This window comes from Agromyces albus (assembly GCF_030815405.1).
Classification (GTDB): domain Bacteria; phylum Actinomycetota; class Actinomycetes; order Actinomycetales; family Microbacteriaceae; genus Agromyces; species Agromyces albus_A.
This window is the reverse complement of the sequence record NZ_JAUSWX010000001.1, coordinates 919,315-941,828: the sequence shown is the minus strand read 5'-3', so window position 1 is coordinate 941,828 and position 22,514 is coordinate 919,315. Positions and strand designations below refer to the sequence as shown.

Here is a 22,514-nt window from a genome sequence, read left to right as displayed (position 1 = left end):
TTGGCACCACGACATCCAATGGTTATGAAGACGCGATGTTCTGCTCATATGAGCAGTCGAGGCGACCCCCGAGCGGGGGTGACGCGACCATTCCGTGCCGTTTCGGAGCGATCCGAGGGTGGGAAGTCACGGAGCGCTCGGCGAATCGACGACGATGTCGCCCGCGATGATCGCCTGCCGCAGCCCCTCGATCTCGGCGTCGAGCGCGGTCGTGACGAGCGGAGCGAGATCGTGGTACGGCGCGATTTCCACGCCGCCGTTCTCGAGGGTTCCGATGTAGGGCTCGTTCGAGAACGTGCCATCCTGCACCTCGCCCACGATCTGCACCATGGCGTCCTGCGTGTTCTTCAGCACGCTCGTGAGGAGCACTGGTCGGAACTCGGGCGTGAGCGTGTCGTAGCCGTCGCTGTCGACCCAGATGATCGAGACGCCTCCGCGCTCGAGCGCGGCAGAGGCAGCCCCCTCGCCCACTTGCCCGGCGACGGGCAGGATGACGTCGGCGCCTTGGTCGATGAAGCCCTCGGAGAGCGCCTTGCCCTTGTTGATGTCCTCGAAGTCGCCAGTGAAGGCGCCGTCCTGCTTTTCCTTGTCCCAGCCGAGCGTGCGCACCGCCGCGCCGTGCACCGCGTTGTACTTGGCGACGCCGTCGACGAATCCGTCCATGAAGAGCGTGACGGGAGGCTGGTTGCCGCCGCCGAAGGTCGCGACGACGCCGGTCTTCGAGGCGCCGGCGGCGAGGTAGCCGGCGAGGAACGAGGCTTGCGCGGTGTCGAAGACGACCGGCTTCACGTTCTCGGCCTCGACCGTCTCGTCGACGATGGCGAATGCGAGGTCGGGGTTGTCCTCGGCCTGGGCGAGCGTCGCCTCGGCCAGCTCGAAGCCGACCGTGACGATGAGCCCGCACCCGGAGTCGACGGCCTGCTGCACGTTGGGGGCGAGGTCGGTCTCACCGGTCGAGACGATCGCCTCGGCCTGGACGCCGTGCTCCGCCTCGGCCAGCTGGAGACCCTGCCAGCTCGACTGGTTGAAGGAACGGTCCTCGAGGCCGCCGGAGTTCGTGACCATCCGCACGCACGTCTCGCTCTGCTCGGCGCCGTCGTCGGTCTCGGGCGCCGGCGCGCAGGCTGCCAGGGCGACGGATGCCACGGCGAACGCCGCTCCGAGCCCGATCCATCGACGAACCGACATCCTGAAACCCGCTCTCTCGTGCCCTAGAGCACGTCGTTCGACCCGCCGAGCCGGAGGGCGTCGACGACCGCTTTCACCCGCTGCGCGTGTTCGCTCGTGGTGACGAGCAACGCGTCGGGAGTGTCGACCACGACGATATCGTGCACGCCGATGAGGCTGATGACCCGCTTCGACCGACTCACGACGATCCCGCTCGACGCGTCGGAGAGCACGCGGGCGTTCTCGCCGAGGATGGCGAGCTCACCCGATCGCCCTGCGGTGTTGAGCTTCGCGAGCGAGGCGAAGTCGCCGACGTCGTCCCACGAGAAGTGCCCGCGGATGACGGCGAGGCGCCCGGCCGCGGCGGCCGGCTCGGCGATCGAGTAGTCGATCGCGATCTTCTCGAGCTTCGGCCAGATGCGGTCGACCGCCGGCCCTCGGGTGGCGGGGTCGTCCCACGCGGCGGCGAGCTCGATGAGGCCCGCGTGCAGTTCGGGCTTCGTGCGCGCGAGCTCCTCGAGCAGGCGATCGGCCCGGGCGATGTACATGCCCGCGTTCCAGAGGTGCACGCCGCCGGCGAGGTAGCGCTTGGCGGTCTCGAGGTCGGGCTTCTCGACGAAGCTCGACACGGCGGTCACCCGTTCGGCGCCCGGCACGTCGAGTACATCGCCGCACTCGATGTAGCCGAATCCGACGGCCGGCTCGGTTGGGGTGATGCCGATCGTGGCGATGTAGCCGGCGTCGGCGGCGGTCATCGCATCGGTGACCGCGGCCCGGAAGAGCGCCTCGCCCGAGATGACATGGTCGGCGGCGAACGAACCGATGATGACGCCGGGCTCGCGGCGCTCGAGGATCGCGGCGGCGAGACCGACCGCCGCCGTCGAGTCGCGCGGCTCGCTCTCGAGCACGATGTTCGCATCGGCGAGCGCCGGCAGCTGCGACTCGACCGCCGCGCGATGCGCCCGCCCGGTGACGACCATGATCCGCTGCTCGCCCGCGATCGGCACGAGCCGATCCCACGTGTCCTTCAGGAGGGTCTGGCCCGAGCCCGTGAGGTCGTGCAGGAACTTCGGCGCGTCGGCACGCGAGAGCGGCCACAAGCGGGAGCCGACGCCGCCGGCCGGGATGACCGCATAGAAGCGGTCGATGGGGAGCGAAGGTCCTGGCATGATTTCGAGAATAGCGCTCGACCTGTGGACCGGGCTGGGCCCGGCGCGGTCGCGGAGCAAGCACATGAGGACGACGGATGCCGCTGCGGCATCCGATCTCTCGACGTCGAGAGAGTTAGGCAGTCCTAAGCGGCACCGTCCCCAGACCCGGGGCTAGACTCGATTTCGGGCGCCTGCGCCCTCGAATGCCGCCTCGTTCGGGGCGACACCACCGCCAGGGAGGGTTGTTCATGCCAGAGACCTCGGCAGGAACCCTGACCGCACCCACGAAGCCCGAGAAGCAGCGGCCCGGAGGCACGCTGTACCGCGGCCGCGAGGGAATGTGGTCGTGGGTGCTGCACCGCATCACGGGTGTCGCGATCTTCTTCTTCCTCCTCGTGCACATCCTCGACACGGCGCTCGTGCGCGTGAGTCCCGAGGCGTACAACGCGGTCATCGGCACCTACCAGACGCCCATCATGGGCCTCGGCGAGGTCGCGCTCGTGGGCGCGATCGTGTTCCACGCCTTCAACGGCCTGCGCATCATCCTCGTCGACTTCTGGGCGTGGGCGACGAGACACCAGAAGGTGCTGTTCTACATCGTGGTGGGCCTCTGGGTCGTCACCATGATCGCCTTCGTGCCGCGCCACCTCATCAACGTCTTCAGCCACTAGAACGGGGAGCGACATGACCACCATCGAATCCCCCCGTGCTCCTGTGCGACTCGCCCCGAGGCGGGGTGTCAACCTGGAGAAGTGGGGCTGGATCTACATGCGGGCGTCGGGCGTCGTGCTCATCGTGCTGATCTTCGGCCACCTCTTCATGAACCTCATGGTCGGCGAGGGCGTGAAGGCGATCGACTTCGGCTTCGTCGGCGGCAAGTGGGCCGACCCGTTCTGGCAGTGGTGGGACGTGCTGATGCTCTGGCTCGCACTCATCCACGGCGCCAACGGCATGCGCACCCTCGTGAACGACTACACGAACCCCGGCACCATCCAGAAAGTGCTGAAGGGCGCCCTGTTCGCCTCGGCGGCGGTGCTCATCATCCTCGGCACCCTCGTCGTCTTCACCTTCGAGCCGTGCCCTGCCGGTGCCCCGGCCGACCTGCTTCCCTCGTTCTGCGCCGCCTAGGAGACCCGTGAATTCCGAGATCGCCGACGCCCCGACCATCGTCGACGGCGTGCATTACCACCAGTTCGACATCGTCATCGTGGGCGCGGGCGGCGCCGGCATGCGAGCGGCCATCGAGGCCGGTCCGGGTGCGAAGACCGCGGTCATCTCGAAGCTCTACCCCACCCGCTCTCACACGGGAGCGGCGCAGGGCGGCATGGCCGCGGCGCTCGCGAACGTCGAGGAAGACAGTTGGGAGTGGCACACCTTCGACACCGTCAAGGGCGGCGACTACCTCGTCGACCAAGACGCGGCCGAGATCCTCGCGCGGGAGGCCATCGACGCGGTCATCGACCTCGAGAACATGGGCCTGCCGTTCAACCGCACGCCCGAGGGCAAGATCGACCAGCGCCGCTTCGGCGGCCACACGCGCGACCACGGCAAGGCGCCCGTTCGGCGGGCGTGCTACGCCGCCGACCGCACGGGCCACATGATCCTCCAGACGCTGTTCCAGAACTGCGTGCGGCTCGGCATCAACTTCTTCAACGAGTACTACGTGCTCGACCTCGTGATGACCGAGGTCGACGGCGTCGAGCAACCGTCGGGCGTCGTGGCCTACGACCTCGCCTCGGGTGAGCTGCATGTCTTCCAGGCGAAGGCGGTCATCTTCGCCACCGGCGGGTTCGGCAAGATCTACAAGACCACGTCGAATGCGCACACCCTCACCGGCGACGGCGTCGGCATCATCTGGCGTAAGGGCCTGCCTCTTGAAGACATGGAGTTCTTCCAGTTCCACCCCACCGGCCTGGCCGGGCTCGGCATCCTCCTCACCGAGGGCGCCCGTGGCGAGGGCGCGATCCTCCGCAACGCGAGCGGCGAGCGCTTCATGGAGCGCTACGCGCCCACGATCAAAGACCTCGCGCCGCGTGACATCGTCTCGCGGTGCATGGTGCAGGAGGTCGCCGAGGGCCGGGGCGCCGGTCCGCACAAGGACTACGTGCTGCTCGACTGCACCCACCTCGGCGCCGAGGTGCTCGAGACGAAGCTCCCCGACATCACCGAGTTCGCGCGCACCTATCTGGGCGTCGATCCCGTGTACGAGCCCGTGCCCGTGATGCCGACCGCGCACTACGCGATGGGCGGCATCCCCACGAACGTCGCCGCCGAGGTGCTGAGCGACAACGCCACCGTCGTCCCCGGCCTCTACGCCGCAGGCGAGTGCGCGTGCGTCTCGGTGCACGGCTCCAACCGCCTCGGCACCAACTCGCTCCTCGACATCAACGTCTTCGGCAAGCGTGCGGGCCGCAACGCGGTCGAGTACGTCAAGACGGTCGACTTCACGCCGCTGCCCGACGACCCGGCCGCGGCGGTGCGCAGCATGCTCGAGCAGTTGCGCGACTCCAACGGCACCGAGCGCATCGCGGCCATCCGCAAGGAGCTGCAAGACGAGATGGACAGGAACGCCCAGGTGTTCCGCACCGACGAGTCGCTCGAGCACGTCACCGACGTCATCGCGGGACTGCGCGACCGCTACCGCAACGTCGCCGTGCAAGACAAGGGCAAGCGATTCAACACCGACCTGCTCGAGGCCGTCGAGCTCGGCTTCCTCCTCGACCTCGCCGAGGTCGTCGTCTACTCCGCGCGCAATCGCAAGGAGAGCCGCGGCGGCCACATGCGCGACGACTACCCGAAGCGCGACGACGCGAAGTACATGCAGCACACGATGGCCTACCTGTCGGGCGATCCGCATTCCTCGAAGGCCGATGACCACATCCGGCTCGATTGGAAACCGGTCACGATCACCCGTTACCAGCCGATGGAGAGGAAGTACTGACGTGAGCACAGCCACACTCGAGGCCAAGCAGGCGGATGCCACGATCCAGTCGTTCACCGTCACCTTCCTGATCCGGCGCTTCGATCCCGACATCGACACCGAGCCGCGCTGGCAGGACTTCGACGTCGAGATGTACGCGACCGATCGCGTGCTCGACGCGCTGCACAAGATCAAGTGGGAGCAGGACGGCTCGCTCACGTTCCGCCGTTCGTGCGCCCACGGCATCTGCGGATCCGACGCCATGCGCATCAACGGCCGCAACCGCCTCGCGTGCAAGACCCTCATCAAAGACCTCGACATCTCGAAGCCCATCTACGTCGAGGCCATCAAGGGTCTGCCGCTCGAAAAAGACCTCATCGTCGACATGGAGCCGTTCTTCGCGAGCTTCCGCGAAGTGCAGCCGTTCCTCATCGCGAACTCGAAGGCGGAGCCCGGCAAGGAGCGCGTGCAGTCGGTCGCCGAGCGCGAGCGTTTCGACGACACCACCAAGTGCATCCTCTGCGCGGCATGCACCTCGTCGTGCCCGGTGTTCTGGACCGACGGACAGTACTTCGGGCCTGCGGCGATCGTGAACGCGCACCGGTTCATCTTCGACTCGCGCGACGACGCGGCATCCGTGCGCCTCGACATCCTCAACGACAAGGAAGGCGTGTGGCGCTGCCGAACGACCTTCAACTGCACCGAGGCATGCCCCCGTGGCATCGAGGTGACGAAGGCGATCGCCGACGTCAAGCAGGCGATCATGCGGGGCAAGCCGTAACGAGCCCGAGATCGGCGTGAAGCCCGCATGGAGTCGAACTCCATGCGGGCTTCACCCGTCACTGCCCAGGGGCGAGCACCGGGCTGTTGTGATAGGCGGCGATCAGCCACCGGCCGTCGCGCTTCTCGAAGACCCAGGTGGCGTTCACCTTCGCCGCGTCGGGAATCTCGCTCTGGCCGGGGAACAGGATGCCGGATTCGCTCACGACGATCGCGCCGTCGCTCCCGACGAAGCGGAGGCTGAGCTGCTTGTTGTAGGTGGAGGTTCCCTTGAGCGGCCCCTCGAAGGCGAGGGCCATGTTCTCGCGGACCGCGTCACGGCTGTCGCGGAACGAGCCGGTCATGATGGCGGTCGCGTCCGCGGTGTAGTTGGCGACCATACCCTCGGCGTCGCCGGCCTCCCATGCTGTGTACGAGTCGACCAGTACGGCCTGGATGGCGGTCTCGTCTTCCGAACGAATGTCTGACATCGGCTTCTCTCCTCTGTGATCGGTTCGCCCGGGGTGTTCCGGCGAACTCGTCAGTACATACCGGCGACGGGGTCGAAACTCATCGCGGCAACGGAGAAAAGGTGCTACCCGACGTTGACGAGACCCTCATCGTCGAGTTCGGTCGCCAGGCCGAACGACGCGAAGACCTCGGATTCCTGGAACACCGAATTCCGGCTGATGCCCTCGGTGGTGACGGTGAAGAGCTGGAGCGTGTGCAGCTCGAATCCGCCGCCGACCCTCCGATAGGCGGCGAACCCGGGCTGGCCATTGGCCGCGACCGCCTTCAGGCGCCAGTCGGTTCCGGCCTTCTCGAAGACCCACTCCATGAACAGCCCGTAGTTGCCGCGGCCGACGAACCAGTTGGTCATCGGCGGCATCTCCATGAGCACGTCCTCGGTGAGCAGTCGCTTGAGCGCCTCGACGTCGGCGCGCTCGAATGCCCTCATGTAGCGATCGACCCAGGCCCGCTGCTCGGCTGCAGACGGCTCGCTGACACGTTCCTGCCGAACCCCGACGTCTTTCAGACGGGTCCGCGCCCGCTGCAGGGAACTGTTCACCGACCCGACAGTCGTGCCGAGGATCTCCCCGGCCTCGGACGCGGAGAAGCCGAGCACGTCACTCAGGATCAGCGCACCACGCTGACCAGCCGACAGGAGTTGCAGGGCGGCGACCAACGCCAGGCGCAGGCTGCTGCGGTCGATGGCGGCTCTCGCCGGATCGCCCGCGTCGAGCAACGAGTCGGGCAGCGGCTGCAGCCAGGCGACGTGCTCTCCTTGAACGAGCGGCCCCAGTGGATCGGACTCGGCCACCAGCCCCGACGGCAGCGGGCGGCGGGCGCGAGCCTTCAAGGCGGTCAGGCAGGCGTTGGTCGCGATGCGGTAGAGCCAGGTGCGCAGTGAGCTGCGAGTCGCGTCGTACTGGTCGCGCGCCCGCCACGCCCTGAGGTAGGTGTCCTGGACGAGGTCTTCGGCGTCGTGAGCCGAGCCGAGCATCCGGTAGCAATACGCCAACAGCTCCGCACGGAACGGTTCGACCAGTTGATCGAAGCCTTCCCCCTTCGTCGCCACGCCACGCCCCTCTCTCTACCGGAATCACCATACGCGGGACGCGACATTCGTGGGGGGGAGTCCCAGCAGGCGAGGGCACTCCGAGCGGCCGACGGGCGGCGATTCGACGTCGGAGGGCTCCCGTAGGATTTGAGGCATGCCCTCCGCCAAGCCGCTCCGGATCGCCACTGTCAACGTCAACGGGGTGCGCGCCGCGTTCCGCAAGGGCATGGGCGACTGGCTCGCCGGTCGCAACGTCGACATCCTCGCGCTGCAAGAGGTGCGCGCTTCCACCGAAGACCTGGAGGCGCTGCTCGGCGACGAGTGGGACCTGCTCCACGACCCCGCCACCTCCAAGGGGCGCGCAGGAGTCGCAATCGCGAGTCGCAACCGCGCGAGCATCCACCGCGTCGAGCTCGGCGCCCCCGACTTCGACAGCGCGGGCCGTTGGCTCGAGGCCGACTATGAGGTCGGCGACCGCGTGGTCACCGTCGTGAGCGCCTACGTGCACTCGGGCGTGGCAGACGAGAGCCCCAAGATGGTCGAGAAGTACCGCTTCCTCGACGCGATGGAGGCCCGGCTGCCCGAGCTTGCGGCCCACTCCGAACTCGCCCTCGTCGTCGGCGACCTCAACGTCGGCCATCGCACCCTCGACATCCGCAACTGGAAGGGCAACGTGAAGCGTGCCGGCTTCCTGCCCGAGGAGCGCGCCTACTTCGATCGCTTCGTGGGCGCCGAGGGCGACGAGCACTACAACGCGGGCGCTGGCTTCGGCTGGATCGACGTCGGCCGCCGCGTGGCCGGCGAGGTGCCCGGTCCGTACACGTGGTGGTCGCAGCGGGGCAAGGCGTTCGACACCGACACCGGGTGGCGCATCGACTACCACCTCGCCACCACGGCACTCGCCGACACGGTCGTCGACTACCAGATCGACCGCGCCGCAGCGTGGGACGCGCGATGGTCCGACCACGCACCCGTGGTCGTCGACTACGCCATCTGACGTTCCCGACCGACAGCAAGGATCCGCAGCACATGAGCACGTCCCGTCCGATCATCTTCTCCGGCATGCAGCCGTCGAGCGACTCCCTCCATCTCGGCAACTACCTGGGTGCGCTCGTCAACTGGGTCGCCCTGCAGGATGCGTACGATCCCATCTACTGCGTCGTCGACCTGCACGCCATCACGGTGCAGCAAGACCCCGAGGCCCTCAGGCAGAACGTGCGGCGCACCGCAGCGCAGTACCTCGCCGCCGGCATCGACCTCGACCGGTCGACGCTCTTCGTGCAATCGCACGTGCCCGCGCACTCCGAGCTCGCGTGGGTGCTCGGCAGCATGACGGGCTTCGGCGAGGCGAGCCGCATGACGCAGTTCAAAGACAAATCGGCCCGGCAGGGCTCGGATGCCACGACGGTGGGCCTCTTCACGTACCCGGTGCTCATGGCGGCCGACATCCTGCTCTACGGCACCCATCTCGTGCCCGTCGGCGACGACCAGCGCCAGCACCTCGAGCTCACCCGCGACCTCGCCACTCGCTTCAACGCGCGGTACGGCGAGACGTTCGTCGTGCCCGAGGCGCTCATCGGCAAGGAGTCGGCGCGCATCTACGACCTGCAGGAGCCGACTGCGAAGATGTCGAAGTCGGCCGGCTCAGAGGCGGGCCTCGTCAAGCTGCTCGACGAGCCTTCCGTCACTGCGAAGAAGTTCCGCAGCGCTGTCACCGACACCGAACGCGAGATCCGGTTCGACCCGGCGTCGAAGCCCGGCATCTCGAACCTGCTCGGCATCTTTGCGGCCATCACCGGAAAGTCGATCGACGCCCTCGAGCGCGAGTACGCCGGCCGCGGCTACGGCGACCTCAAGAAGGAGCTCGCCGAGATCGTGGTCGACACGATCACGCCGATCCGCGCCCGCACCCTCGAGCTCATGCAAGACCCCGCCGAGCTCGACCGGTTGCTCGCGATCGGCGCCGAGAAGGCGACTGATCGGGCCGAGCGGATGCTGCGCGAGGTGTACGACCGCATCGGCTTCGTTCGCCGAGGCTGAGCATGCGTCCCGCCACGCTCACGACGCCGAGACTCGTGCTCGACCTGCCGACGATCGACGACGCCGACGCCGTGACCCGCTATTGTCAAGACCCGCTCTTCGAGCGGTATCTCACGACGCCCTGGCCGTACACCCGGGCCGACGCCGAGTCGTTCCTCGCGGCGCATGTGCCGCAGGCGTGGGCGAGCGGCTATGTGGCCACCTGGGCGGTCCGGCTCGCCGCGGGCGGCCCCTTGGCCGGCATGATCTCGGTGCGCGCCGAGACCACCGAGATGGGGTTCTGGCTGGGCTCCGACCACCGGGGCGCGGGCCTCATGAGCGAGGCGGCCATCGCCGTCGTCGAATGGACGCTCGCCGGCGGCCTGCCCTGTGCCGACACGGTGTTGTGGCGCGCAGTGCAGGGCAACGTCGGTTCGGCCAAGGTGGCGCGAGCTGCGGGGTTCCGGCGCATCGAGCCGCCGCACGCGACGGTTCCCACCCGCGACGGGTCGACACTGCCCGCGTGGCACGCGGTGCGCGAGGCATCCGTCTCCCCCGACGCCACCACGAGCTGGGCGACGATCCTGGGGCCGCTCCCGTGACGTCGCGCGCCGCATCGCCCGTCGTGCTGTTCGATCTCGACGACACGCTCATGGCACACCGCGAAGCGGTGGCGGCGGGCATCGTGCTCCAGATGCAGGAGCGCGCATACGACGGCGATCATGCCGCTGCGCAGCAACTGTGGCACGAGCTCGAGGAACACCACTACCACGCCTATCTCGCCGGCGAGGTGAGTTTCGTGGGGCAGCGCCTGGCACGGGTGACGGCCTTCGCGCTCGCCCACGGCGAGGAACTCGACGAACCCGCCGCCGGTGTGTGGTTCGAGCACTACTTCGAGCGGTACCGCGAATCGTGGACCCTGCACGACGACGCGCTCGAAGCGCTCGACGCGGTCGCGACGGCGCTCCCCGGCGTGCGCTTCGGCGTCATCACGAACGGGGAGCTCGACCAGCAGTCGATGAAGCTCGAGCGACTGGAACTCCTCCCGCGCATGGCCCATGTGATCGCCTCGAGCGAGGTCGGCGTCGTCAAACCGGGTGCCGAGATCTTCCGGGCGGCGCGAGATCGCTTCGCGACCGACGCACCGGTCTCCGCGTGCGCCTACGTCGGCGATCGCTTGCGCACCGACGCCATCGGCGCTGCCTCAGCGGGACTGCTCGGGGTCTGGCTCAACCGGCGAGGCGAGTCGCTCGGCGCCGACGATGGCGCAGCCGCCGCAGCATCCGGCGTCGTCGAGATCCGCTCCCTGCGCGAGCTCGCCGGTGCGCTCACCGACCGCTTCGCCTGACCCGCGTCGAATTTGCGCCCTCCCGAAATGGGAGTCGTCATTCCCTCGATCAGCCAGCTAGCGTGATCTGTCAGCGCGCGGCAGTCGCGCCCCAGTGAACAGGACGTCGATGACCGCACCGTACGATGCACCTCGCGATGATGCACCACGCGAGGACGCACCACGCGACGATGCACCGCCCAACGACGCTCCGGTGCAGCGGGTTGAGCGATCGTTGCTTCGGGGCACGATCATCGCCGCTGCGACCGCGGCGGCGATCTTCGGTGCCTACGTCGCGCACGACGCCGCTGCGACCGCGCTCTACGAGAGCGCGTATGAGCGGTTCGCCGATGCCGACGAACTCGCGACGACTGCGGCCGATGAGCTCTGGCTCCTCACCGGTCGGGCCGAGCACGCGATCGCGCAATCCGACGTGCTCGAGGCGGTGCTCGTCGAGGGCCACGTGCGACCCGAGGACGTCACGACGCTCGTGGAGGCATCCGATGGGCTTGCAGCTGCTCTTGCCGACGCCGACGACGACCCGCTCTCGCACCTGCTGGCCTTCCCGGCCCCCGACGCGCTCGACTCTCCCGCGTGGATCCGCTATGCCGACGCAGTGCGAATGCTCGAGCAGGCCCAGATGCGCAGTGCCGAGACCCTGGCGATCGAGGCTGCACTCGACGAGATCGCCGATGCGCGCGAGCCGGTCGTCGGTGCTGTCGAGGCGGTGTTCGAGGGCGCCGGCGCACTCGCCAGCCAGGCGCTCACCGACCACCCCTCGGCGACGTACGAGACGCGCATCGGCGTGCAGCACGCGATCGACCAGAAGGGGCCCGGTTGGACGCACCCGCACGATTCCGCCTCGGCATTCACGGGCCTCGTGCTCGCCGTCGACGAGCTCCGCGCCTCGCACGCCGCCGAGGAGGCGCGCAAGCTCGAGCCCTCGTACCCGGTGCGCGCCGAGATCGAGGCGTTCGCCCGTTCGATCTCACATGGGGTGAACCTCGACTTCGTATGGGCGTACGAGGTCTCGGGCCTCACGAGCGACGAATGGTACTCGGGCACCGCCGAGTTCTGGGCGGAGGACGGCGGGTGGGGTCGCATCACGCTCACCCACAGCGTCTCCAATCGCTGGAGCGAAGACCCGGATGCGAAGGCGATCGTCGTGCACGAGGTGGGGCACACCCAGGCGATCCGGCCCGAATGCGAGCCGTTGTTCACCGGGCCCGAGTTCGCGGGCGACCACGAGATGTGGGCCACCGCGTGGGCGATCTCCATGGGCCACGACGTGCCGGGATCCGGCATCTCCGCGTACGGCCGCCCGAGCGACGCGCAGATCGCCACCGCGGGCCAGTGCCGCTGAATGGGGCCAGTGCCGCTGCCACTGCCGCTGAATGACGGGAATAGCCCGCGGCCGTGCGCGTTGACCTAGAATCGACACGACAAACGTGCTCCGGGGTCGGTGTAATTCCGAACCGGCGGTGATAGTCCGCGAACTGCGAGCGTGAGGCCGAGAGGCGGAACGCGAGTGGTTGAACCGGTGGAACTCCGGTACCGACGGTGAAAGTCCGGATGGGAGGCGGCACGTGTCGGCTGCGCAGTGCGCAGTCGACCCATGGTGATCGACACCGTGGCGACGCCGAGCATTCCCCGGAGCCCTGACGACAGGACGAGGAATGACGAGCAAGCAATCTGCAGCGGATGCCGCGCAGATGCGTCGCGCACTCGAACTCGCCGAGCGCGGTCCTGCCCGCGGCATCAACCCGCGCGTCGGATGCGTCATCGTCGCTCCCGACGGGGCCGTGATCGCCGAGGGCTGGCACCGCGGTGCCGGCACCGCACACGCCGAGGTCGACGCCCTGTCGAGGCTCGAGCCGGGCGCGGCACGCGGCGCGACCGCGATCGTCACCCTCGAGCCGTGCAACCACGTCGGCCGCACCGGGCCGTGCGCCATCGCGTTGATCGACGCAGGCATCGCGCGAGTCGTCTATGCGGTCGCCGACCCCGGCGACCACTCCGCGGGCGGCGCCGAGCGTCTCCGCGAGGCGGGCATCGTCGTCGAGGGCGGCATGCTCGCCGACGAGGTCGAGGCGTTCCTCGGCGACTGGCTGTTCGCGGCGCGACACCGGCGTCCCCACGTGACCGTGAAGTGGGCCTCGAGCCTCGACGGCCGCATCGCGGCGGCCGACGGATCGAGCCGATGGATCACCGGCCACGCCGCTCGCTCCGACGTGCACCGCCGCCGCACCACCGCCGATGCGATCGCCGTCGGCACCGGCACCGTGCTCGCCGACGACCCGTCGCTCACGGCGCGCGACGACACGGGCGCACTCCTGCCCGAGCAACCGGTTCCGGTCGTATTCGGCTCGCGCGCGATTCCCCCGCACGCCGCACTGCTCCGCCACCCGCACGAGCCCGTGCTGCTCGCCGGCGCCGACCTCGCCGCCGATCTCGCGGAACTGCAGCGCCGCGGCATCCGCTCGCTCTTCATCGAAGGCGGCCCCACGCTCGCCAGCGCGTTCGTGGCCGCCGGCCTCGCCGACGAGCTCCTCGTCTACCTCGCTCCCGTGCTGCTCGGCGGCCCGATGCTCGCCCTCGGCGAGCTCGGCGTCGCGTCGATCGACGGGGCTCATCGCTTCGAGCTCGCCGACGTGGAGCGGCTCGGCGACGACGTGTTGCTCGTCGCGTACCCCAGACCGACCGAAGGGAACTGACATGTTCACCGGAATCATCGAGGAGCGCGGCATGATCACGCGCATCGAGCGCACCTCGGATGCCGCTCGCCTGACCGTGCGCGGCCCGATCGCCGTCGAGGGCGCGAAGCACGGCGACTCGATCGCCGTCTCGGGCGTGTGCCTCACGGTCGTCGACTTCGACCCCGAGCAGTTCACCGCCGACGTCATGGCGCAGACCCTCGCCATGTCGACGCTCGACGGCGCGCGCGAGGGCCTCACGGTGAACCTCGAGCGCGCGGCTCGCGTCGGCGACCGCATCGGCGGCCACATCGTGCAGGGGCACATCGACGGCACCGCCCGTGTGCTCGCGATCCGGCCCGGCGACGCGTGGCGCGTCATCCGGTTCAGCCTCGACCCGGCGCACGCGCCGCTCGTCGTCGACAAGGGATCGATCGCCGTCGACGGCGTCTCGCTCACGGTGAGCGCCGTGGGCGACGAGCCTGACGGTTCCTGGTTCGAGGTGTCGCTGATCCCCGAGACGCTCCAGGCGACGACCCTCGGCGAGCGCGAGGTCGGCGATGCCGTGAACATCGAGACCGACATCCTCGCGAGGCAGGTCGAGCGGATGCTGCGCTTCGACGCGGCCCGTACCCTGCCGTCGTCGCTCAGCGCGCCCGCCGCGGCATCCGCTCCCACTCCCGCAACCGAGCCCGCGACGACCGGAGGTCACGCATGAGTCTCGCCTCGATCCCTGAAGTGCTCGACGCGCTTCGCGCCGGCAAGCCCGTCATCGTCGCCGATGACGAGGCCCGTGAGAACGAGGGCGACGCGATCATGGCCGCCGAGTTCGCGACCCAGGAGTGGATCGCGTGGATGGTGCGCAACACGAGCGGATTCCTCTGTGCGCCCATGCCGAACACGATCGCCGACCGCCTCGAGCTGCCGCCGATGACCGACCGCAATGAAGACGTGCGCGGCACGGCCTACACGATCTCGGTCGACGCGGCGGATCGCAACTCCACGGGCATCAGCGCCGCCGAGCGGGCGCACACCCTGCGCGTGCTCGCCGACCCCGCTTCGACGCCCGAACGGCTCATCCGCCCCGGCCATGTGCTCCCGCTGCGCGCAGTCGACGGCGGCGTTCGCGAGCGGGCCGGTCACACCGAGGCGGCCGTCGACCTCTTGCGGCTCGCCGGGCTCTCCCCCGTCGCCGTGATCGCGGAGATCGTGGAAGACGACGGCGAGATGATGAGGCTTCCGGGGCTCATCGAGCTCGGCGAGCGTGAGGGACTCCCCGTCACGACGGTCGCCGCACTCATCGACTGGCTGCGCGAGTGGCACGCGGGCCACGACCTCGACCTCGACGGCTCGGTGCCCTCTGCGGTCGCCGAATCCTCGCGAGTCGCGTTCGAGGTCGAGACGACGCTCCCGACCGACCACGGCGTCTTCCGGGTGCGCGCGTACCGCGATCGCAGCACGGGCGCCGATCACGTCGCCATCATCGCCGGTGAACCGCAGGCGCACGGCACGATCGCGCGCGTGCACTCCGAGTGCCTGACCGGCGAGGCGTTCGGCTCATTGAAGTGCGAGTGCGGACCGCAGCTCGACGCCGCGCTCGAGCGGATCCAGGAGGACGGCGGCGTCGTCGTGTACCTCCGTGGCCATGAGGGTCGCGGCATCGGCCTCATAAACAAGCTGCGGGCCTACCGCCTCCAGGAAGACGGCCTCGACACGCTCGACGCGAACCTCGCGCTCGGGCTGCCGATCGACTCCCGCGACTACGGCGCGGCCACGGCGATCCTCGAAGACCTCGGAATCCGCTCGGTGCGCCTGCTCACGAACAACCCCGAGAAGGTGCGCCAGCTCGAGGCGCACGGCGTCGCCGTCAGCGAGCAGCTGCCACTCGTCGTGGGCGTGGGCGCCGGCAACACGGGATACCTCGAGACGAAGCGCGATCGCATGGGCCACCACATCGACGACACGCAGCTGGCGGATGCCGCAGCGGAGACCCTCCTGGAAGGACACGCATCATGAGCGGAGCAGGATCCCCCGAGCTCGACGTCGACGGCACGGGCCTGCGGATCGTCATCGTCGCCGGACTCTGGCACGACGAGATCACGAACGGCCTGATCGCCGGGGCGACGCGCACGCTCGAGGCTTCCGGAGCCGAGTTCTCGCTCGTGCGGGTGCCCGGCAGCTTCGAGCTGCCCGTTGTGGCCAAGGCGGCCCTCGACGCCGGCGCCGACGCGGTCGTCGCGCTCGGGGTGATCATCCGCGGCGGCACCCCGCACTTCGAGTACGTCTCCGCGGCGGCGACCGACGGACTCACGCGCGTCGCCCTCGACACGGGCAGACCGGTGGGCTTCGGCGTGCTGACCCTCGACGACGAGCAGCAGGGCCTCGACCGCGCCGGGCTTGCCGGTTCGAAGGAGGACAAGGGGCGCGAGGCCGCTGAGGCGGCACTCGCCACGGCGCGCGTGCTGCGACGTGTCTGGGGCGGCCGGAACGCCTAGGCTCTGGGCATGGAAATCCTCCGCACCATCCTGCTCATCCTCCACTTCGTCGGGCTCGCCTCGCTGCTCGGCGGCTTCCTCGTGCAAGTGAAGGCGATCGGCGCGGGCAGGGGAACGGTCGTGCCGGCGATGGTGCACGGTGCCCTCACCCAGCTCGTGACGGGCCTGCTGCTCGTCGCCACGATCCAGATCGGCGACCTCGACGAGCTGAACAACGCGAAGATCGCGGTGAAGCTCGTCATTGCGGCCGTCATCACGGTGCTCGTGTTCGTGTACCGCAAGAAGGCGCCGGCGCCGTCGTGGGCGCTGTGGTCGATCGGGGCGCTCACCGTCGCGAACATCGCCGTCGCGGTGGCTTGGCGCTGAGCCGGTCGGCGCTGAGCCGGTCGGCGCCGTGCCGATCGGCGCCGTTCGTCGCATTTTCACCACCGCTCGTCTCGCGGGAGTCGACCCTCGAATGGGGTACGCCGTAGGGTGTTTCGGTTGCCACAAGCGACGATTCCCTCCCTTCGCGGTGATTCCCGTCTGATCGACGCGTCCCGCGGGGGCCTCCTTCCCACCTTCGGAGTCCTCGCAGCGATGTCCTCAACCACTTCCGCGTCCACGTCGGCCGCGCCGTCCGCCCCCGCCAATCCGCGCAACCGAGTGGTGCTCGCGAGCCTCATCGGCACGACGATCGAGTTCTACGACTTCTACGTCTACGCCACGGCCGCCGTGCTCGTCTTCCCGCACCTCTTCTTCCCCGCCGGCGACCCCACGACTGCGCTGTTGCAGTCATTTGCCATCTTCGGCGCGGCAATGGTCGCCCGCCCGGTCGGCGCCGTCATCTTCGGCCACCTCGGCGACAAGCACGGTCGCAAGGCGACCCTCGTCGGGGCGCTCCTCACGATGGGCGTCGCGACCTTCCTCATCGGACTCCTCCCGACGTACCTCATGGTCGGCTGGTTCGCCCCGCTGCTGCTCGTGATCCTGCGCATCGCCCAGGGCTTTGCGCTCGGCGGCGAGTGGTCGGGGGCTGCGCTCGTCGCGACCGAGAACGCGCCAGAGGGCAAGCGCGCCTGGTACGGCACCTTCCCCCAGCTCGGCGCGCCGATCGGGTTCATCATCGCGAACGGCCTGTTCCTCATCATCGCGGCCCTGCTCCCGTCGGATGACCCGAACTCCTCGCTGCCCTCGGCCGCCTTCCTCGACTGGGGATGGCGCATCCCGTTCCTGTTCTCGGTCGTCATGGTCGTCGTCGGTCTCTGGGTTCGACTGCGCCTCGTCGAGTCGACGGCGTTCTCCAACGCCTCGAAGGAGGGCAAGCTCACGAAGCTGCCCCTCGCGAGCGTCTTCAAGAACCACTGGAAGCAGCTCATCCTCGGCACGTTCTTCATGCTGGCCACGTACGTGCTCTTCTACCTCATGACGACCTTCTCGCTCGGGTACGGCACGAAGCCCTCCGATGTTCCCGTTCCCGGACTCGGGTACTCGTACGCGACGTTCGTGCTCATGCTCATCGGCGGCGTCGTGTTCTTCGGCATCTTCACCCTGCTCTCCGGACCGTGGGCCGACCGCTGGGGCCGGCGCAAGACCCTCATCTGGGTCACGCTCGGCATCATCGTGTTCGGCTTGCTCTGGGTGCCGTTCCTCAGCGCAGGATTCCCAGGCGTCATGGCATGGCTCATCGTCGGGTTCGCGCTCATGGGCATGACGTTCGGGCCGATGGGCGCGCTCCTTCCCGAGCTCTTCCCCACCAACGTGCGCTACACCGGTTCTGGCATCTCCTACAACGTGTCGTCGATCCTCGGCGCGGCCGTCGCGCCGTTCATCGGCACCGCGCTCTGGGCCGCCGGCGGCGGCAGCCCGTTCTGGGTCGGCATCTACCTCTCGGTCATGGCCGTGCTCACGCTCATCGCGCTCATCGTCTCGAAGGAGACGAAGGACGTCGACTACGAGTCCGCGGGCCTCGAGTCGTCGGCGGTGCTGTAGAGCCATCGAAGGGAGGGCGGATGCTGCGGCATCCGCCCTCCGTCGTTCACAAGAACGTCACATGACCCTCTTCTGCCCCCGGGACGCCCGGCGTAGCATGGCCTGCGAACAGGGCCGCCGAGTCATCCGCCGGCATCGTCGACGCTCGGCCGCCCGGGATGGCTGGCCGCTGTGATGAACATGACGATGGACATGATGAAGGGCGCCATGTCGTCGTCGGAGATGCCGATGAAGGGCATGGATCCGGCGATGATGCAGGAGTGTATGGAGGCCCTCTCCGCGTGCAGTCAAGCGTGCGTGATGTGCGCCGATGCCGACGCGGGCGAGGGTATGGGGCGGTGCGGGTCGCTCTGCGCGAACTGCGCCGACATGTGCGACACGATGATGAAGATGTTGCTGCGCGTGGGCGGCTGGGACATGCAGGTGATGTCGTCGATGATGCAATCGACCATGATGATGGCTCGCGCGTGCTCCGCGGAGTGCATGATGCACGCCGAGATGGCCGAGCACTGCCGCATGTGCGCGATGGCGTGCGATCAGGCCGTCGTGGCAATGGAGAAGATGATGGGCTCGATGAGCGAGGCGATGCCGATGGGGTCGTGAGCCCCGAAGTCAGGCGGGCGCGACGCTGAACTGCTGCTCGCCGATCGCAAGCACCCCGTAGACGGCGTGCAGGGCGACGGGATCGCCCGCCGAGAGCACGTCGCCGAGCGACTCGTGGTGCCAGACGCGAGTGAGGTCGCCGCTCGTGAATTCGGCGAGCGTGATGAACCCGTCGGCGTCGTTCGCGAGCACGATCGCGTCGATCCACTTGCTCGCCGTGACCGCCGCGAGCTGGTGCTGCATGCGGTGCAGCCCGTGACCGGGCCGCTCGCTCGAGCACTCGGCCGCCGCCTCGCAACCGCGCATGCCCATGACCGCGCCCTGGTGGGGCTCGGCGGCGGCGTGCGGTTCGCGGTACGACATGAGTGCTCCTCGGTGTTCGATTCCGCAACGGTACGCCGACCGTCGACGGATGTCTCGTGGCGGCGTAATGCGCGGAAACACTCGCGCAACGGTCGATGCCCCGCTCGGGCATGCGATCGGATGCCGTCGACGCGGCTAGTCGAGGAAGAGCGTGCGGAGCCGCCTCGTCGTGAAGACGATGCCGACGGCCGCCATGACGACGTAGTAGAGCACGTGCCAGAGCATGCCCCAGCTGACGTCGCCCGTCGTGAGCCCACGCACGAGCTCCACGCCGTGCCAGAGCGGGAGCGCCTGGATCACGCCCTGCAACCACTCGGGATACACCGTGAGCGGATAGAACGTGGCCGAGAAGAGGAACATCGGCAGCAGGATGAAGTTGACCCAGTCCATTTGCTGGAACGTCTTCATGTAGCTCGTGACCGCCATGCCGAGGCTCGCGAACCCGAGGGCGATGAGGAGCACCGCGGGCAGCGCGAGGATCGCCCACCACGAGAGATTGAGGCCGAGCGCCTGCATCACGAGCTGGAATCCGACCGCGTAGAGCGCGCCGCGGAGGAGCGCGAGGAGGATCTCGCCGAGCGCCACGTCGAGCGGCCCGAGCGAGGTCGAGAGCATCCCCTCGTAGAGCTTCGTGAACTGCATCTTGAAGAAGACGTTCCACGTCGAGTCGTAGATCGCCCCGTTCATCGCGGCGACCGCGAGCAGCGCCGGTGCGATGAACGCGGGGTAGGCCACCTCCTGCCCGCTCGCGGTCGTGACGCTGCCGACGAGCGTGCCGAGCCCGATGCCCATGGCGAGCAGGTAGAAGATCGGCTCGAAGAAGCCGCTGACGACGACGAGCCAGTTCGTGCTGCGGGTGGCGCGCCAGCCACGCAGCATCACGGCACGGGCATTGCCGGCGTAGAGGGAACGGACGGGCCGCGGCAGTGCCGCCGACGACTGTACGGAATCGCGCTCGGTCACTCCGCTCATCGTCCGAGCCTCCGGATGGCGATGCGGCGGGCCCAGACCCAGCCGACGACGGTGAGGGCGACGAGGTAGGCCACGTGCACGATCGTGAGCCAGATCGGCTCGCCGTAGCCGTAGGAGAACACCCGGGCGAGCTCGGTGCTGTGCCACAGCGGCGAGATCCAGCCGATCCACTGCAGCCAGATCGGGAAGATCGAGAGCGGGAAGAACGTGCCGGAGAACAGGGTCATGGGCAGCACGATGAAGCGCATGACCATGGCGAGCTGCCCGGTGTCCTCTTCGAGCGTGGAGGTGTACGCCATCAGCACGGCGCCGAATGCCAGGCCGCCGAGGAGCCCGCCGAAGATCATGAGGAACGCCGCGGGCGAGGGTGCCGCCCCGAAGACGACGATGAGCAGGAAGAACAGCACCAGGTTCACAAGCATCCGGATCGAGACGGAGATGACCACGCCGTCGACGATCTGGGTGGGGCGCAGCGGCGAGGCGCTCATGCCGGTGAACGTGGGGTTCCACTTGTAGCCGAGCATGATCGGGTACGTGAACTCCTCGCTCGAGACCGTGATCGCCGCACTCGCGAGCAGGGCGGGCGCCACGAACACGAGGTAGCTCACGCCGCCGACGGCCTGGTCACCGACATTCGCGTCGACGATGGTCGCGAGCCCGACGCCGAGGGCGTACAGGTAGATGAGCGGATTGCCGATGCCCGCGACGACGACCGTGCCGGTGTAGCTCTTCATCACGCGGAAGCGATGGAGGGCGACGTACCAGGCGCCCCATCGACGCGGCATGCGTGCTGCGGCGAGGGCGCGCGCGGTGCCGCCCGCTGCGGCATCCGTCGGCCCGGCCTGGAGTCGACCCTTCGCGCCTCCTCCACCTGCGGGTGCGGTCTGGCTCATTCGATGAGGCTCCTGCCGGTGAGGCGGAGGAACACGTCTTCGAGGCTCGAGCGTCGCACGAGGCTCGTGACGGGGTGCAGCCCTGCATCGGTGATGCGCTCGAGCTCGGCCTCGCCGTTGCCGCTGTAGATGAGGATGCGGTCGGGAAGCACCTCGGTGCGCTCGCCGATGCCCGAGAGGCGCTCAGCGACCTCGACGTTGCGATCGGAGCCGAAGCGCACCTCGAGCACCTCGCGAGACGAGTAGCGGCGGATGAGCTCGGCCGGCGTGCCCTCGGCCATGATGGCGCCCTTGTCGACAACCACGAGCCGGTCGCAGAGCTGCTCGGCCTCGTCCATGTAATGGGTCGTGAGCAGGAGCGTGGTGCCGTGCTCCTTCAAACGGAACAAGCGGTCCCAGAGGATGTGCCGAGCCTGCGGATCGAGGCCCGTCGTCGGCTCGTCGAGGAGCAGCACGCTCGGGTCGTTGATAAGCGCGCGAGCGATGGTGAGCCGCCGCTTCATGCCGCCCGAGAGCGCGTCGACCTTCGCCTTGCCCTTCTCCTCGAGCTGCGCGAATGCGAGCAGCTCGTCGGCCCGCTTCGCGACGACCCTGGCGGGCAGGCCGAAGTAGCGACCGTAGACGAGGAGGTTCTCGCGTACGCGGAGCTCGGTATCGAGGTTGTCGGATTGCGGCACGACGCCGAGCTGCGAACGGATCTCGGGGCCGAAGGCATCGGGATCGAGGCCGAGGATCGAGAGCTCGCCCGCAGTGCGAGTGGACACCGCGCCGACCATGCGCATAGTCGTGGACTTGCCCGCGCCGTTGGGGCCGAGGAGCCCGAATGACTCCCCCGGCGCCACCTCGAAGGAGATGCCGTCGACGGCGGCGAACTCGCCGTAGCGCTTGACGAGATCGCGGGCGACGATGACTGGTGCTGGCACAGTCCTTCACGATAGCCCCGGCCGCCGACATCCGTCAGGGAGGGCGAGTGGGACCCCTGATCCGGCCGTCGTGGCTAGGCGCGGGCTCGCGCGGCGATCGCGTCGAGGAGCGCCGCCAGCCCGAACTCGAAGGCGGCATCGACGCGTGCGACGGCGTCGGTCCAGGCGCCGGATGCTGCAACGAGAGCCGTTTCGGCGCCGTCGACGTGCCAGACGTCCGAAGGCGCCGACTGCTCGAGGCCGACACCGAGCGCGAAGCTGTCGAGCACCTCGAGGTACACGGCGATCTCACGCGGTTCGAAGCCCGCCTCTGCGAACGCTCGGGCGAGGCGCTCGTAGAGTTCGAGCACGGGTTCCGAAGTGATCGGCGTGCCGACGAGCAACGTGACCAGATGCGGATGGGCAGCATAGCTGCGGCGCTGCGTTCGCACGATCGACTCGATCTCCTCACGCCAGTCGCCCTCGATCCGCGCCGGCGGAGGGTCATCGGCGATCAACCGGTCGCGGATGAGGTTCACGAGGTGATCGCGATCGCCGACGTGGTAGTACAGCGACGGCGCCGCCACGCCGAGCCGCTTTGCGAGCGCGCGCATCGCGAATTCGTCCCCGCTGTCGATGAGCGCGAGCGCCTCGCTGACGATGCGATCGATCGAGAGCAGGTTCTTCGACGGCCGGCCCATGCACCACCTCTGGTTCT

25 protein-coding genes and 1 riboswitch are annotated in these 22,514 nt (G+C 68.6%); of the genes, 16 read left to right on the top strand and 9 right to left on the bottom strand.

Going from position 1 to position 22,514, the window contains the following annotated elements; genetic code table 11:
* Nucleotides 1–126 precede the first annotated feature (126 nt).
* A complete protein-coding gene (locus QFZ29_RS04360) occupies nt 127–1,188 on the bottom strand; it encodes a BMP family lipoprotein (protein WP_306893017.1) in 1,062 nt (353 codons plus the stop codon).
* A gap of 23 nt (nt 1,189–1,211) precedes the next feature.
* Nucleotides 1,212–2,336: a mannose-1-phosphate guanylyltransferase gene (locus QFZ29_RS04355; RefSeq protein WP_306893016.1), complete on the bottom strand. Its 1,125-nt coding sequence runs from the start codon at nt 2,334–2,336 to the stop codon at nt 1,212–1,214.
* Between the two features lie 230 nt (nt 2,337–2,566).
* Between QFZ29_RS04355 and sdhC the strand changes: the two genes are divergently transcribed.
* Genes sdhC through QFZ29_RS04335 form a run of 4 tightly spaced genes read left to right on the top strand, consistent with a single transcriptional unit; the run spans nt 2,567 to nt 6,019 of the window.
* Nucleotides 2,567–2,989 carry a succinate dehydrogenase, cytochrome b556 subunit gene (gene sdhC / locus QFZ29_RS04350; protein WP_129519930.1) on the top strand — a complete coding sequence of 141 codons (423 nt, stop codon included), beginning with the start codon at nt 2,567–2,569 and terminating at the stop codon, nt 2,987–2,989.
* Between the two features lie 13 nt (nt 2,990–3,002).
* The gene (locus QFZ29_RS04345; protein ID WP_306893015.1) at nt 3,003–3,446 is read left to right on the top strand and encodes a succinate dehydrogenase hydrophobic membrane anchor subunit; all 444 of its coding nucleotides are present in this window, start codon (nt 3,003–3,005) and stop codon (nt 3,444–3,446) included.
* A gap of 7 nt (nt 3,447–3,453) precedes the next feature.
* Nucleotides 3,454–5,259, top strand: a complete 1,806-nt coding sequence (gene sdhA / locus QFZ29_RS04340) for a succinate dehydrogenase flavoprotein subunit (protein WP_306893014.1) — start codon at nt 3,454–3,456, stop codon at nt 5,257–5,259.
* Nucleotide 5,260: 1 nt separating this feature from the next.
* Complete coding sequence (locus tag QFZ29_RS04335) at nt 5,261–6,019, top strand: succinate dehydrogenase iron-sulfur subunit (RefSeq protein WP_306893013.1); 759 nt, start codon at nt 5,261–5,263, stop codon at nt 6,017–6,019.
* 58 nt (nt 6,020–6,077) lie between these two features.
* Here the strand turns inward: QFZ29_RS04335 and QFZ29_RS04330 are convergent, their stop codons facing one another.
* A complete protein-coding gene (locus tag QFZ29_RS04330) occupies nt 6,078–6,488 on the bottom strand; it encodes an SgcJ/EcaC family oxidoreductase (RefSeq protein ID WP_306893012.1) in 411 nt (136 codons plus the stop codon).
* Nucleotides 6,489–6,592: 104 nt separating this feature from the next.
* Complete coding sequence (locus QFZ29_RS04325) at nt 6,593–7,576, bottom strand: RNA polymerase subunit sigma-70 (RefSeq protein ID WP_306893011.1); 984 nt, start codon at nt 7,574–7,576, stop codon at nt 6,593–6,595.
* A 136-nt stretch (nt 7,577–7,712) separates the two neighbouring features.
* On the opposite strand from QFZ29_RS04325, the gene QFZ29_RS04320 reads away from it, so the two are divergent.
* The 12 genes from QFZ29_RS04320 to QFZ29_RS04265 all read left to right on the top strand — a co-directional run bounded on the left by QFZ29_RS04320 (nt 7,713) and on the right by QFZ29_RS04265 (nt 18,666).
* Nucleotides 7,713–8,555, top strand: coding sequence for an exodeoxyribonuclease III (locus QFZ29_RS04320; RefSeq protein WP_306893010.1), 843 nt, complete (start codon nt 7,713–7,715; stop codon nt 8,553–8,555).
* Between the two features lie 32 nt (nt 8,556–8,587).
* Nucleotides 8,588–9,598, top strand: a complete 1,011-nt coding sequence (gene trpS, locus QFZ29_RS04315) for a tryptophan--tRNA ligase (RefSeq protein ID WP_306893009.1) — start codon at nt 8,588–8,590, stop codon at nt 9,596–9,598.
* Nucleotides 9,599–9,600: 2 nt separating this feature from the next.
* Entirely contained in the window at nt 9,601–10,179 is a 579-nt protein-coding gene (locus QFZ29_RS04310) for a GNAT family N-acetyltransferase (RefSeq protein ID WP_306893008.1), read from the top strand.
* Complete coding sequence (locus tag QFZ29_RS04305; protein WP_306893007.1) at nt 10,176–10,925, top strand: HAD family hydrolase; 750 nt, start codon at nt 10,176–10,178, stop codon at nt 10,923–10,925. The genes QFZ29_RS04310 and QFZ29_RS04305 overlap by 4 nt, the downstream gene beginning before the upstream one ends.
* A 193-nt stretch (nt 10,926–11,118) precedes the next feature.
* Entirely contained in the window at nt 11,119–12,267 is a 1,149-nt protein-coding gene (locus tag QFZ29_RS04300; protein WP_306893006.1) for a hypothetical protein, read from the top strand.
* Nucleotides 12,268–12,348: 81 nt separating this feature from the next.
* Nucleotides 12,349–12,494: riboswitch (FMN riboswitch) on the top strand.
* A gap of 86 nt (nt 12,495–12,580) precedes the next feature.
* Nucleotides 12,581–13,618 carry a bifunctional diaminohydroxyphosphoribosylaminopyrimidine deaminase/5-amino-6-(5-phosphoribosylamino)uracil reductase RibD gene (gene ribD, locus QFZ29_RS04295; protein ID WP_306893005.1) on the top strand — a complete coding sequence of 346 codons (1,038 nt, stop codon included), beginning with the start codon at nt 12,581–12,583 and terminating at the stop codon, nt 13,616–13,618.
* Between the two features lies 1 nt (nt 13,619).
* A complete protein-coding gene (locus tag QFZ29_RS04290) occupies nt 13,620–14,315 on the top strand; it encodes a riboflavin synthase (protein ID WP_306893004.1) in 696 nt (231 codons plus the stop codon).
* Nucleotides 14,312–15,613, top strand: coding sequence for a GTP cyclohydrolase II (gene ribA, locus QFZ29_RS04285; protein ID WP_306893003.1), 1,302 nt, complete (start codon nt 14,312–14,314; stop codon nt 15,611–15,613). The genes QFZ29_RS04290 and ribA overlap by 4 nt, the downstream gene beginning before the upstream one ends.
* Nucleotides 15,610–16,092, top strand: a complete 483-nt coding sequence (ribH, locus tag QFZ29_RS04280; RefSeq protein ID WP_306893002.1) for a 6,7-dimethyl-8-ribityllumazine synthase — start codon at nt 15,610–15,612, stop codon at nt 16,090–16,092. The genes ribA and ribH overlap by 4 nt, the downstream gene beginning before the upstream one ends.
* Nucleotides 16,093–16,101: 9 nt before the next feature.
* Nucleotides 16,102–16,458 (top strand): hypothetical protein, encoded by a 357-nt coding sequence (locus tag QFZ29_RS04275; protein WP_306893001.1) that lies wholly within the window; start codon nt 16,102–16,104, stop codon nt 16,456–16,458.
* 213 nt (nt 16,459–16,671) lie between these two features.
* The gene (locus QFZ29_RS04270) at nt 16,672–18,063 is read left to right on the top strand and encodes an MFS transporter (protein ID WP_306893000.1); all 1,392 of its coding nucleotides are present in this window, start codon (nt 16,672–16,674) and stop codon (nt 18,061–18,063) included.
* 171 nt (nt 18,064–18,234) lie between these two features.
* On the top strand, nt 18,235–18,666 hold the full coding sequence (locus QFZ29_RS04265) for an aldehyde dehydrogenase (protein WP_306892999.1): 432 nt from the start codon (nt 18,235–18,237) through the stop codon (nt 18,664–18,666).
* Between the two features lie 9 nt (nt 18,667–18,675).
* On the opposite strand, the gene QFZ29_RS04260 is transcribed toward QFZ29_RS04265, so the two are convergent.
* The 5 genes from QFZ29_RS04260 to QFZ29_RS04240 form a co-directional block, all read right to left on the bottom strand.
* Entirely contained in the window at nt 18,676–19,029 is a 354-nt protein-coding gene (locus QFZ29_RS04260) for a hypothetical protein (protein WP_306892998.1), read from the bottom strand.
* A 135-nt stretch (nt 19,030–19,164) separates the two neighbouring features.
* Nucleotides 19,165–20,001 carry an ABC transporter permease gene (locus tag QFZ29_RS04255; protein ID WP_306892997.1) on the bottom strand — a complete coding sequence of 279 codons (837 nt, stop codon included), beginning with the start codon at nt 19,999–20,001 and terminating at the stop codon, nt 19,165–19,167.
* Nucleotides 19,998–20,894, bottom strand: a complete 897-nt coding sequence (locus QFZ29_RS04250; RefSeq protein ID WP_306892996.1) for an ABC transporter permease — start codon at nt 20,892–20,894, stop codon at nt 19,998–20,000. Before QFZ29_RS04250 ends, QFZ29_RS04255 begins: the two co-directional genes overlap by 4 nt.
* The gene (locus tag QFZ29_RS04245) at nt 20,891–21,817 is read right to left on the bottom strand and encodes an ABC transporter ATP-binding protein (protein WP_306892995.1); all 927 of its coding nucleotides are present in this window, start codon (nt 21,815–21,817) and stop codon (nt 20,891–20,893) included. The genes QFZ29_RS04250 and QFZ29_RS04245 overlap by 4 nt, the downstream gene beginning before the upstream one ends.
* Before the next feature lie 74 nt (nt 21,818–21,891).
* Nucleotides 21,892–22,497, bottom strand: a complete 606-nt coding sequence (locus tag QFZ29_RS04240) for a TetR/AcrR family transcriptional regulator C-terminal domain-containing protein (protein ID WP_306892994.1) — start codon at nt 22,495–22,497, stop codon at nt 21,892–21,894.
* Nucleotides 22,498–22,514: the final 17 nt, after the last annotated feature.